This window comes from Vibrio sp. V43_P6S15P86 (assembly GCF_009904725.1).
GTDB classification, from domain to species: Bacteria; Pseudomonadota; Gammaproteobacteria; order Enterobacterales; family Vibrionaceae; genus Vibrio; species Vibrio diabolicus.
The window spans coordinates 26548-38605 of record NZ_WXWT01000042.1 but is presented as its reverse complement, the minus strand read 5'-3'; the positions used below and the strand labels follow the sequence as shown (position 1 = coordinate 38605).

Below are 12058 nucleotides of genomic sequence, written 5' to 3'. Positions count from 1 at the left end.
ATGCTTCAAATGAACTAAAGACGCGAAGGTATCGCGTCTTTTTAGTTTATCTATAAATTAGTTAACCTAGCAATGAACGCGTTATATCGCTACGGCTTCTTTTCGCATATCCACATGAGGAATACCATCCTCTAGGTAGCGATCAGAAATAACTTTGAATCCATGACTCGCATAAAACTGGATGAGATGCTCTTGAGCTCCTATATCAATCGTCTGTCCTGGCCACAATATTTCACACTGTGTTAATGCCTCTTTCAGCAACTTATGTCCCAGACCATCACCACGCGCAGTTTGTTTGGTGACGACTCGACCAATGCTCACATTGTCATACGTCGTGCCAGCGGGTAGCAATCGTGCGCAAGCAACAAGTTCATCACCGTGGTAACCTATTAGATGATAAACACCTTCCAGTGTGTCTTTGCCATCCAGTTCAGGATAAGGGCAGGTTTGTTCAACGACGAATACATCCACACGTAATTTCATCATTGTATACAATTGTGTGGTTGTCAGTTGAGCAAAGGGCAAAGTAATCCAAGTGAGCATGTTGTCATCCGTCATGAGAGTAGAGTGACTGACTTTACTTTGTTTTGTACTCATACTCATTAACAAAGGTTAATTATCACTGGTTTTCCCACCAAATCTGGTGATAATGTGCCCTCTTTTCATCTCACCTGAGGATATTCCCGTGAGCAAACAAACTTTTGATCAAGTCGGGCTAAACCCAGCGTTACTCGCCACACTTGATTCCCTGAACTACACCCACATGACGCCAATTCAAGCTTTGAGTTTGCCTGCAATCCTAAAACATCGTGATGTCATCGGGCAGGGTAAAACGGGCTCAGGTAAAACCGCTGCATTTGGTTTGGGTGTTTTATCGAACCTTAACGTCAAACGCTTTCGTGTCCAGTCATTAGTATTGTGTCCAACTCGTGAGCTTGCGGATCAAGTCGCGAAGGAAATTCGTACTTTAGGTCGTGGCATTCATAATATTAAAGTGCTTACTCTCTGCGGTGGGATGCCAATGGGGCCACAAATTGGTTCTCTGGAGCATGGCGCGCATATCTTAGTCGGCACACCTGGCCGTATTTTGGATCACCTTGAGAAAGGCCGAATTAACCTGAGCGAGCTGAATACCTTGGTGCTAGATGAAGCTGATCGCATGTTGGACATGGGTTTCCAAGACGCATTAGATGCGATTATTGATGCAGCGCCAAAGCAGCGTCAAACTCTACTTTTCAGTGCTACTTTCCCAGAGAAAATTGAGCAAATTGCGCAGCGTATTATGCAGACGCCTGAAGTCATTAAGGTGGAATCGACTCATGATACCTCAAGCATTGCTCAGCATTTCTACAAAGTTGAAGGTTCGGAAGCACGTGATGAAGCATTGGCGAATTTGCTGCTGACTCACCAACCAGAGTCCGCGGTGGTTTTTTGTAATACCAAAAAAGAAGTGCAAAGTGTCGCAGATGAGTTGCATCACAAAGGATTCAGCGTTATCGATATCCATGGGGACTTAGAGCAGCGTGAACGCGACCAAGCATTGGTGCAGTTTGCTAACAAGAGTGTATCTATCCTTGTTGCAACAGACGTTGCAGCGCGTGGTTTGGACGTTGATAATCTTGATGCAGTCTTTAACTTTGAGCTATCGCGCGATCCTGAGGTTCATGTACACCGTATTGGTCGTACAGGTCGTGCGGGTAGTAAAGGTTTAGCGTTCAGCTTTTTTGGTGAGAAAGACGGTTTACGTGTAGCTCGTATTGAAGAATACCTAGAGATGGACGTGGTACCAGCAACATTGCCTGCCAAATCAAATCAGCAGCCATACCAAGCGAAGATGGTGACGATTAACATTGATGGCGGTAAGAAACAGAAAGTACGACCGGGTGATATCTTAGGGTGTCTGACGGGGAAAAATGGTATCCCAGGCTCTCAAGTTGGCAAGATTCACCTGTTCCCGATGCGCGCATACGTTGCGGTCGAGAAGTCAGCTGCCAAAAAGGCTCTACAAACCATTAGTAATGGCAAGATGAAAGGGCGTCAGTTCCGGGCGCGGCTTCTTAAATAGCATAGAAAGGCTCTTCGTTTGAAGGGCCTTTTCTTTTTCGAGTTTACTTGGATGTGTGATCTTTAGTTAAGCGCGCTTTAATTCGGCTCAAACTGATAGGCGTGATCCCAAGATAAGCAGCTATTTGGCTATCGGTAATACGTAGCTTTAAGTCTGGGTAGTGGGCGCAAAATAATTGGTATCGTTCCTCTGGCGAGTAGAGCAGCATAAAGCGTTCTTTGTTCTCTTTATTAACCAGTTGGTTTTCGAGTAGCTTTAAGTAAATGGCGTGCTTTTCTGCTCGCCAGTGATGCAACATTTCAATTGGCAAGCAAAATAGCTGACAAGCGCTCAGCGTTTCCAATAAGTAAGGCGAAGGTTGGTCCTTTATTATGCTCTCAAACCCGATAACCCAGTCCTTCTCCCAATAAAATTCTTTACTGAATTCTTTGCCGTGCTCCGTGAGATAGCTTGCGTGGCATAACCCCTCAATGATGAAGTAAAGGTGTGAGCTAAACTCCCCTTGGTGATTAAGAATGTGGCGTGTAGGCAGTTCGAGCAACTCACCATTTTCAATAAGTTGGTTTGCTTCTGTCTCTAAAAAGCCATGTTTGACTAAGTCTGAAAAAAGATCGCTGTGCATGTGATAACTCGGAAACGGTTTTCTTTATTTTAACGGGTTTTATTGATAACAAAAAAGCGGCTCATGAGAGCCGCTTAGTGTTGTTGTCAAATCAACCTTATTTATTCAGACCGATTTGATAAATTGCGAAACCAATGTCGTCTGTTGACACGCGTTTCATTGGGTATTGTCCTTTCTCTTTGATGAACTGCGCCGCTTTATCGCTAGGGGAGGTTTCGAAACGAATATCTAGCTTGTTATCGGACTTAATCGGTGCGAAAGACCAGTTGTTGTCAGCGCTTGGTGTCACTTCTCCTTTTTCTTCACTCACGCGAGAAATATAAGTGGCGACGACAGAGCGGTTTTCATCTGGTGCGTCAAATGCAATGAAATCTGGGCCTGTACCAGGGAAAGTATTGCTATAAGCACGGTAGTTATTGGTTGCGATGATGAAATCTTGCTTCGGATTGACAGGCTTACCATTGAACGTCAGATTCACAATGCGCTGAGAATCTGGATTAATCACTTTACAATCCGCATCGTACTTCGGCGGTTGGGTAACGTCGATTTGGTAGTTAACCCCATCAATAACATCGAAGTTGTACGTACGGAAATTATCCCAATCAATCAAAGATTGCGGTTTAGGATTGTTGATGTCGATGTGGTTGAATTGACCCGCACTGCACTCTAGCCATTCGCGAACTTCTTTACCTTTCACTTTCATCGCAACCAAGGTGTTTGGATATAAGTAAAGATCGGCCGCATTACGGAAGGTGAGCTGACCGGATTCTACTTCTGTAAAGTTATTCGGATCGTTCTTACGACCGCCGACTTTAAATGGTGCTGCCGCACTCAGTACTGGAATGTCAGAAAGGTCTGGGTCGCCTTGAATAAAGCGTTCTACGTAGTCTTTCTGAGCAAGGTTAACGATTTGAATGGTGGGGTCGTCCTGCACTAATGCCAAGAAGCTGTACATGACATCATTTGCTTTGCCGATTGGTTGGTTTACAAATTCACGAGTGCCTTTGTGATCTTCTTCTAACGCTTTCACAATATCTGCATCGGCTTTAGCTAATGACTTCTTATTTACTTTATCGAAGATAGGGCGTGCTTCTGCTTGGCCTTCGACGACTTGCCATCTGCCGTCTTTCTCTTTCAGCATCAAATCCATCACACCTACGTGACTTCCCCAGCGGCCCGGCATCACGGACGTTACACCATTGATGGTCCCTTTATCTATATCAACACCAGGTAGGTTTGCGAAGTCTTTCCCTGGGAAGACGGCGTGAGAGTGGCCAAAAGCAATCGCATCAATACCTTCAACTTCTGTGAGGTAGTAAACAGAGTTTTCAGCGCCTAGTTTGTATGGATCAGTAGAAATGCCTGAGTGTGGAATCGCCACAATAACGTCTGCGCCTTCTTTCTTCATTTGAGGAATCAGTTTCTCTGCTGTTTCCTTAATGTCTTTAGCAAAGACTTTGCCTTCTAAGTTCTTCTTATCCCACACCATAATTTGTGGTGGTACAAAGCCGATGTAACCCACTTTTATTTGATGCGCTTCGCCGTTTGTGTCTTTAAAGGTGTGGGTTTTGATCAGGTAAGGCTTGAAGTAATGCTCACCGGTTTGTTTATCAAATACGTTTGCGTTGATGTAAGGGAAGTTTGCCCCCTTCAACGTCTTTTGTAGAAAATCTAAGCCATAGTTGAACTCATGATTGCCAATGTTGCCCACATCGTAGTCTAGCTGGTTCATCGCTTTGTAGACTGGGTGCACGTCGCCGGGATTAATCCCCTTTGCTGCCATGTAATCGCCCATTGGGCTGCCCTGAATTAAATCACCGTTATCTACTAGTACCGTGTTTTCTGCCTCGGACTTAGCTTGTTTCACTATTGTCGCAGCGCGACTTAAACCGATTTGCTGTGATGGTTGGTCTTTGTAGTAATCGTAATCCATCACGTTGGTGTGAATGTCGGTGGTTTCGATAATACGAAGCTTGATGGTATCGGCCATTGCTGGGCCAGCAAGCGTTAGCATGCCACTTAAAACTGCGAGGGAAATAGGATGAACTGCCACTTTCATTTGGTGCTCCAATTCAATGATAAGGGGAAATCGTACTGCGTAATGTATCAAACACAGGTGCAACTCGATGATAAAGATACAGAAAACTGTGAACATTAATCAGTTTACTGAACCTTACTCATATTAACCGCCGACTTTTTCACGCTTTTGAATGAGACCAAACAAAAACTTCTTAGCAGATTTTTGAATAAAAAATGAAATTTTAGAATTTCAGGTAATATAAACGCCCCGCCATAATGCTTGCATAACGATATCAATGGACGATGAGCAAGCACATGGCAACGAACGATTCAGTCACTTCTTTTCCTAAACCAAAGCCCCGGTTAGTTTCTGACAACCCAGTAGCTGGTGTTACTCGTTTTGCAAAGCAATCGCTACAGCCTGGTGAAGTCGCCTTAGTGGGGGCGGGGCCGGGTGATCCTGAACTTTTGACAGTGAAAGCACTGAACTGTTTGCAGCAAGCCGATGTGGTTTTGTACGACTACTTGGTGTCTGAAGAAATCATGGCCTTGATCCCTAGCGATACGATTTTAGTGTGCGTTGGGAAACGAGCTGGGCATCACAGTGTGCCGCAGGAGAAGACGAATCAGCTTTTGGTGGATTTTGCCAAGCAGGGCTACAAAGTAGTGCGCATTAAAGGTGGTGATCCATTTGTATTCGGTCGTGGCGGTGAAGAGCTGGAAGTGCTTGCTGATGCAGGCGTGCGTTTTCAGGTCGTCCCTGGCATTACCGCGGCAGCTGGCGCAACGGCCTATGCTGGGATTCCACTGACTCATCGTGATTATGCGCAATCGGCCATCTTTGTGACTGGCCACTTGAAAGAAGAAAGTGATGAGATGGATTGGTCCACGTTGGCGCGTGGGAATCAGACTTTAGTGATCTACATGGGGCTGATGAAATCACACTATATTCAGAATCAACTCATTAAGCATGGTCGTTCAGCGTCGACTCCGATTGCCATTATTGAGCGTGGCACGCAGATTCAACAAAAAGTATTTACGGGAGAACTATCCCAACTCTCTGATTTATCGAAGGAAGCACAATCGCCATCTTTGATTGTTGTCGGAGAGGTAGTGCGACTGTCTCAAAAGTTAGACTGGTTTTTGTCTAGTACTGAATTCAACAAAAGTACTATTGCCAACTCCATATAATTTCAGACCAAAGATTAGAGACGTAATGCGCCTTCAAGCTTAAAAAGGAAATACAAAACATGGACCAACAACGTTTAACTCACCTTAAACAACTCGAAGCGGAGAGTATCCATATTATCCGCGAAGTTGCGGCTGAGTTTGATAACCCAGTCATGATGTATTCGATTGGTAAAGACTCATCAGTGATGCTGCACCTAGCGCGTAAAGCGTTTTACCCGGGCAAAATTCCATTTCCACTTTTGCATGTCGATACCGACTGGAAATTCCGCGAGATGATTGAGTTTCGCGATCGCACCGCTGCCAAATACGGCTTTGAGCTTTTGGTACATAAGAACCCAGAAGGTCTAGCAATGGGCTGCAGTCCGTTTGTTCATGGCTCGTCAAAGCATACGGACATCATGAAAACGCAAGGTCTTAAGCAGGCGCTAAACAAATATGGCTTCGATGCTGCTTTTGGTGGCGCTCGTCGTGATGAAGAAAAATCACGCGCAAAAGAACGAGTGTATTCGTTCCGTGACAAGAACCATACCTGGGACCCTAAAAGCCAACGTCCTGAGCTATGGAAAACGTACAACGGTCAGGTTAATAAGGGTGAGAGCATTCGTGTATTCCCACTTTCGAACTGGACGGAGCTTGATATCTGGCAATACATCTATTTAGAAAACATCGAGATCGTACCGCTTTATCTCGCTGACAAACGCCCAGTTGTTGAACGTGACGGCATGCTAATCATGGTTGATGATGATCGTATGGAGCTTCAACCGGGTGAAGTGATCGAAGAGAAGAGTGTGCGTTTCCGTACTCTTGGTTGTTATCCATTAACTGGGGCTATCGAGTCTGAAGCGAACACTTTGACCGGCATTATCGAAGAGATGCTGGTGGCAACGTCGAGTGAGCGCCAAGGTCGAGCGATCGACCACGATCAGTCAGGATCGATGGAGCTAAAGAAACGTCAAGGTTACTTCTAAAGGATCTAAGGAAAGATAATGAACAGTGCAGTTGAAGCTCAATTAGCCGAGCTTGGTATCGAAGGCTATTTAACACAACACCAGTACAAGTCGTTACTTAGATTCTTGACTTGTGGCTCGGTAGATGACGGTAAAAGTACACTAATCGGTCGCTTACTCCATGACTCAAAACAAATTTATGAAGATCAGCTAGCGGCAGTGCACTCAGACAGCCAACGTGTGGGCACCACGGGTGAAAAGCCTGACCTTGCGTTGTTGGTCGATGGCTTACAAGCTGAGCGCGAGCAGGGGATCACAATTGATGTGGCTTACCGCTATTTCTCGACGCAGAAACGTAAGTTCATCATCGCCGATACTCCTGGGCACGAGCAGTACACGCGCAATATGGCAACAGGCGCATCGACGTGTGACTTAGCGGTGATCTTAGTTGATGCACGTAAAGGCATTCTTGATCAAACTCGTCGTCACTCTTTTATTTCCAACCTACTGGGTTTGAAACACTTTGTTGTGGCGATCAACAAGATGGATTTAGTGGATTACTCGCAAGAGCGCTTTGAAGAAATCCGCGATGAGTATCTTAAGTTTTCTGAGAATCTAACCGGGGATATTGATATTCAAATCATCCCGATTTCGGCGCTTGAAGGTGACAATGTGGTGGATAAAGGGCAAAACCTAAGCTGGTTTAAAGGCCCGTCATTGCTTGAACTTCTTGAAACGGTCGATGTGGATCAAGAAAAAGGTGCGGGTGAGTTCCGCTTCCCTGTGCAATACGTTAACCGTCCTAACCTCGATTTCCGTGGTTTTGCGGGGACGATTTCTTCAGGTTCGATCAAAGTCGGTGATGCCATCAAAGCATTGCCATCGGGGAAAACGTCAACCGTGGCACGCATTGTTACGTTTGATGGTGATATTGAGGAAGCTCGTGCTGGGTTGGCGGTCACTCTGACGCTAAGCGATGAGATCGATATTAGCCGTGGCGATTTGATTGTTCTAGACAATGCTCAAGTGGAAACCACAAACCACTTGCTTGCCGATGTGGTATGGATGACAGAGCAACCTCTGCAACCGGGTCGTGACTACGACATCAAAATCGCGGGTAAGAAAACTGTGGGCCATGTTGAAGCGATTCGTCACCAATATGATATCAACAACCTATCAACTCATAGTGCGGCAGAGCTGCCATTGAATGGTATTGGCTTGTGTGAATGGTCTCTCAATGAGTCAGTTGCGCTGGACAATTACCAAGATTGTGCTGATACCGGCGGCTTCATCATTATCGATCGTCTGACGAACGTGACGGTTGGTGCAGGCATGGTCAAAGAAAGCCTCGCGGTGGTTGAGCGCGACTTGACGGACATCTCTGCGTTTGAAGTTGAGCTGAATGCACTTGTGCGTAAACACTTCCCACACTGGGAAGCAAAAGACGTCAGCCAATTGCTGAAAAAGTAATTGGCGCGCCCGAGCACGATAAGCTCTGATTCTATCTGTTGTTGTGCTTGGGGCGTCGCTGCCTAACTGAGTTGCGAAATGCAGTTAGGTTATTCTCCTAATACCAGAATGCTTCGGTGAAGCCCAAGAAAACCGAGCATTCTGATGTTCTTTTCGCTTGCGCTGATTTTGGTCTGTTTACTCGTTTGTCTGGTGTCTCACGGATAAATGAGCCGTTGTTGTGCCCTTTGGGCGATTTGGTAAGGAAAGGCTATGTGGGAACAAGGGTTTGTATTAGCGATTTTGCTTGGCATTATCACTTGTTTGCTTGTCACAAAAATTAAGCCTAGTTATGTCTTTGCGGGTGCCGCTTTTATTGCATTTATGGCGGGAATGATGGATTCAGCCACGATCGCATCCAACTTTACCAACTCTTCGTTATTGACTCTGGTTCTGTTGATTCTTGCATCGTGTGCTTTAGAAAAAACGTTACTAATCAGTTGGGTGAGCCGTAGTATTTCTGAAGGCCAGTTAGGCAGTGTGATCGCTAAGCTTGGTGTATCAACGGCCTTGCTCTCTTCATTCACGAATAATACCGCCGTGGTTGTCTCATTGATTGGGGCGATTAAGCGTAATCAGCAGCATGCGCCTTCGAAATTACTCATCCCGCTGTCTTACGCCGCCATTTTTGGTGGCACATTAACTTTGATAGGTACGTCGACTAACTTAATCATCAACAGCTTTGTTGAAGATGCCGGTTTGCCGAGCCTGAGCTTTTTTACACCCACGATGATTGGCTTGGCGGTGTTGGTGGGAGGAATGCTGATTCTTATCCCGCTCAGTTACTTACTGCCGAACTACGATGATCAAAGCCAAGAAGATTTACCGTACTTTCTTGAGTCTCGCGTAGAGCCTGGTTCACCGTTAGTTGGGCGCACGGTCAGCGAGAATAATTTACGTGCGCTGCGCAAACTGTTTCTTGCGGAGGTTGTACGAGATGGCGTGACGGTTTCCTCTGTAGGACCGGATTTCGTACTCAATGCGAAAGACCGATTGTTGTTTTGTGGTGATGTTGAGAGCGTCGCGACCCTGCAAGAAATTCCGGGCCTCAAGCTTTTTGGTCAGCAGCACTTGAATGGGCAAAATTTTATTGAAGTTGTGGTGAGCTCATCCGCGACGTTTTGCTATAAAACACTTAAAGAGAGCCGATTCCGTGACCGCTTTGATGCCGTTGTTGTCGCTATTCGTCGTGGCCATGAGCGCCTAGAGGGCGGTTTGGGTAGCATTACCTTAGCGCCAGGTGACACGTTAGTTCTGGTTCCGGGGAAGCGTTTTGAATCGGAGCGCCGAGCTCATCGTAAAGAGTTTGTTTTAGTGCATGATTTGGACTCTAGCGCTCGGCTTGATACTAATAAATCCTCCATCGTACTACTGGGCTTTGCTGCCGTAATTGGGTGTGCGTTATTAGAGCTAGTACCAATTATTAAAGGCCTTGCCGCGTATCTTATCGCACTTATCGCGTTTGGCATTGTACAGATTTCAGAACTGCGCCGCCGTTTCCCAATTGATATCGTTGTGATTGTCGGCTCTGCTTTGTCTATTGCTCAACTGATGATCTCTTCTGGATTGTCAGAAAGAATGGGAGTGATGTTTATTGAAGCGTTTAATGGCTGGGGAGTATTTGGTGCCTTGGTGGCGACTTATATCATGACATTGGTACTCACTGAATTGGTGACAAACAATGCCGCGGCTGCGCTTTCTTTTCCTATTGGCTATAGCATGGCGGTCGGTTATGGCGTTGATCCGATGCCATTCATTATGGCGGTCTTGTTTGGCGCCAGTGCGAGCTTTATTTCTCCCTACGGTTATCAAACCAACTTGCTGGTGTACAGCGTAGGAAATTACAAATTGACCGACTATGTGAGAATTGGTGTGCCGATTTCGATTGTGTACTCTGTATTAGTACTTACTTTGATTCCGGTCTTCTTCCCGTTTTAATTCCGATATTTACAAGGATACGTTATGACTGCCGAAACGACGGTAAAAGATGAAAACATTGTTTGGCACCAGCATTCGGTTGATAAACAGTTTCGTGCTGAATTAAAGAAACAAAAACCTGCCGTATTGTGGTTTACCGGCTTATCTGGAGCGGGTAAATCAACCGTAGCGGGGGCGTTGGAAAATCGCCTTGCAGCATTGGGTTACCACACTTATTTATTGGATGGTGACAATGTGCGACATGGCCTGTGTAGCGATTTGGGCTTTTCTGAGCAGGATCGTCGCGAGAACATTCGTCGTATTGGTGAACTGGCTAAACTGATGGCGGATGCAGGCTTAATTGTGTTGTCGGCGTTCATTTCACCGCATCGTGCAGAGCGACAGCTAGTGCGCGACTTATTGCCAGAAGGTGAGTTTATCGAAGTGTTCGTCAATGCATCTCTAGAAGTCTGCGAAGGTCGCGATCCTAAAGGTTTGTACCGCAAAGCACGTGCGGGAGAAATTCCTAACTTCACTGGTATTGATTCTGAATATCAAGCACCGAAGAATCCGGAAGTCGATTTACCAGCGGGCGAAAAAAGCGTCGATGAGCTGGTGGACTTGTGCTTGGAAGCGCTTAAGTCGCGTGCAGTGATCCGATAAATAAGCATTTGGATCATTGGTGACCTCAAGCTCTTTGATCGGCTTAAGAAGCATTTGGATCATGGGTGGTCAAATGCTTCTCAAACTGCCTACACGGTATGATGAACCGTACTTTTAGCGTCACTATGGACACTAAATCTATGATTTAAAAGCGCAAGCATTTGGTCGTAGTAGTCGGCATGTGGTTTGTTACCGAGCAAGGTACAGAGTTCATTGCCTGTTGGCGTGAAGCGGTAATATAAAAGACGGACGCCTTTGCTGTTCACGTTCAGCGACAAGTTTTTACCTTGGTAGGTGAGGATCAATGGCGTCTCGATACCAATTTCGCCAGATTCAAGCTCGGTACTATGCAGTAACCCTAGTTCAATCAACAGCAACAAACTTGAATAGGGCAGCTGAAAACTTCCCATGTTTAAGCTGTTGGCGATGTCTCGTTTGCCGAAGCTAAATATTCCTCCTTGCGCTTTATAACCAATTAACAGCTTGCGACTGTGATCCCCTCCAAAACTGCACGCCAGAGAGGCGGCTCTTTGCAGAGTTTGCGCTTCTTTTGGTGACATATCTTTGAGGACTTTGAGCGCTTTCATTGACGTCGAGCCTGGGTTTGTTACTTCACGCTTCATCACTTGAGCCCATAACTTTTGCATCGCGCTGTTATGGATGTCTTGAGCCATTTCAAAAAAACGATACAACCAGTCTTGGTCGGGCTCTCCGGCAGTTTCATCTCGGCATGAACTGTGTGCTAGCTTTAAAATCTGCTCTAGGTTTTTTTGTCGCTGTTCTTGGCGTCTCTGTTCACGCAGTTGGGCTCTTTCAAGCGCGGATTTGGCTGGTGGATCGGTTTGCAGTAAGGCATCCAGACCGTGTATTTGGGCAATGGTTTTTACCTTGCTGGCACTGTCTTTGATGTAGCCCTGCTTTTTTTCTTGTTGCGTATTTTTTTGTGCGTTTGACTGATGTTCGATGACAACAGGTTGCTTTGTCGGTTCTGCCATTAATTTTCCTACCAAGAACTGCGCTGTTCGCTTGTTTAAATTTACACCTTATCTAACCAGGCGACCAGATAGGAGTTCTCAGTTTTTGAACGAATAGGGCTATCCAAAATGATAATGAGTTGTTAAAATT

At 45.8% G+C, this 12058-nt stretch carries 10 protein-coding genes; 6 read left to right on the top strand and 4 right to left on the bottom strand.

Features of this window, described 5'->3' with window-relative positions:
- Positions 1–81: 81 nt before the first annotated feature.
- Positions 82–543 (bottom strand): GNAT family N-acetyltransferase, encoded by a 462-nt coding sequence (locus tag CAG69_RS02065; protein ID WP_046874180.1) that lies wholly within the window; start codon positions 541–543, stop codon positions 82–84.
- Positions 544–685: 142 nt separating this feature from the next.
- Here CAG69_RS02065 and dbpA point away from each other — a divergent pair, with 142 nt between their 5' ends.
- Positions 686–2065: an ATP-dependent RNA helicase DbpA gene (gene dbpA, locus CAG69_RS02060; RefSeq protein WP_161442509.1), complete on the top strand. Its 1380-nt coding sequence runs from the start codon at positions 686–688 to the stop codon at positions 2063–2065.
- A gap of 43 nt (positions 2066–2108) precedes the next feature.
- On the opposite strand, the gene CAG69_RS02055 is transcribed toward dbpA, so the two are convergent.
- A complete protein-coding gene (locus tag CAG69_RS02055) occupies positions 2109–2687 on the bottom strand; it encodes a Crp/Fnr family transcriptional regulator (RefSeq protein WP_161442507.1) in 579 nt (192 codons plus the stop codon).
- Positions 2688–2784: 97 nt separating this feature from the next.
- Entirely contained in the window at positions 2785–4746 is a 1962-nt protein-coding gene (gene cpdB / locus CAG69_RS02050; protein ID WP_161442505.1) for a 2',3'-cyclic-nucleotide 2'-phosphodiesterase, read from the bottom strand.
- Between the two features lie 275 nt (positions 4747–5021).
- On the opposite strand from cpdB, the gene cobA reads away from it, so the two are divergent.
- The 5 genes from cobA (at position 5022) to cysC (ending at position 10933) form a co-directional block, all read left to right on the top strand.
- The gene (gene cobA, locus CAG69_RS02045) at positions 5022–5897 is read left to right on the top strand and encodes a uroporphyrinogen-III C-methyltransferase (RefSeq protein ID WP_161442503.1); all 876 of its coding nucleotides are present in this window, start codon (positions 5022–5024) and stop codon (positions 5895–5897) included.
- 59 nt (positions 5898–5956) lie between these two features.
- Entirely contained in the window at positions 5957–6865 is a 909-nt protein-coding gene (gene cysD, locus CAG69_RS02040; RefSeq protein WP_161442501.1) for a sulfate adenylyltransferase subunit CysD, read from the top strand.
- 18 nt (positions 6866–6883) lie between these two features.
- Positions 6884–8314, top strand: a complete 1431-nt coding sequence (cysN, locus tag CAG69_RS02035; protein ID WP_046874053.1) for a sulfate adenylyltransferase subunit CysN — start codon at positions 6884–6886, stop codon at positions 8312–8314.
- Between the two features lie 252 nt (positions 8315–8566).
- Entirely contained in the window at positions 8567–10291 is a 1725-nt protein-coding gene (locus tag CAG69_RS02030) for an SLC13 family permease (protein WP_161442499.1), read from the top strand.
- 24 nt (positions 10292–10315) lie between these two features.
- Positions 10316–10933, top strand: a complete 618-nt coding sequence (gene cysC / locus CAG69_RS02025) for an adenylyl-sulfate kinase (RefSeq protein WP_005392350.1) — start codon at positions 10316–10318, stop codon at positions 10931–10933.
- Positions 10934–11022: 89 nt separating this feature from the next.
- Here the strand turns inward: cysC and CAG69_RS02020 are convergent, their stop codons facing one another.
- Positions 11023–11928 carry a TIGR03899 family protein gene (locus CAG69_RS02020; RefSeq protein WP_006742971.1) on the bottom strand — a complete coding sequence of 302 codons (906 nt, stop codon included), beginning with the start codon at positions 11926–11928 and terminating at the stop codon, positions 11023–11025.
- Positions 11929–12058: the final 130 nt, after the last annotated feature.

Excerpts from the sequence above, each read along its gene's own strand:
- CAG69_RS02065 (WP_046874180.1), bottom strand. The coding sequence starts at position 543 with ATGCTCACTTGGATTACTTTGCCCTTTGCTCAACTGACAACCACACAA.
- CAG69_RS02055 (WP_161442507.1), bottom strand. The coding sequence starts at position 2,687 with ATGCACAGCGATCTTTTTTCAGACTTAGTCAAACATGGCTTTTTAGAG.
- cpdB (WP_161442505.1), bottom strand. The coding sequence starts at position 4,746 with ATGAAAGTGGCAGTTCATCCTATTTCCCTCGCAGTTTTAAGTGGCATG.
- cobA (WP_161442503.1), top strand. The coding sequence starts at position 5,022 with ATGGCAACGAACGATTCAGTCACTTCTTTTCCTAAACCAAAGCCCCGG.
- cysD (WP_161442501.1), top strand. The coding sequence starts at position 5,957 with ATGGACCAACAACGTTTAACTCACCTTAAACAACTCGAAGCGGAGAGT.
- cysN (WP_046874053.1), top strand. The coding sequence starts at position 6,884 with ATGAACAGTGCAGTTGAAGCTCAATTAGCCGAGCTTGGTATCGAAGGC.
- CAG69_RS02030 (WP_161442499.1), top strand. The coding sequence starts at position 8,567 with ATGTGGGAACAAGGGTTTGTATTAGCGATTTTGCTTGGCATTATCACT.
- cysC (WP_005392350.1), top strand. The coding sequence starts at position 10,316 with ATGACTGCCGAAACGACGGTAAAAGATGAAAACATTGTTTGGCACCAG.
- CAG69_RS02020 (WP_006742971.1), bottom strand. The coding sequence starts at position 11,928 with ATGGCAGAACCGACAAAGCAACCTGTTGTCATCGAACATCAGTCAAAC.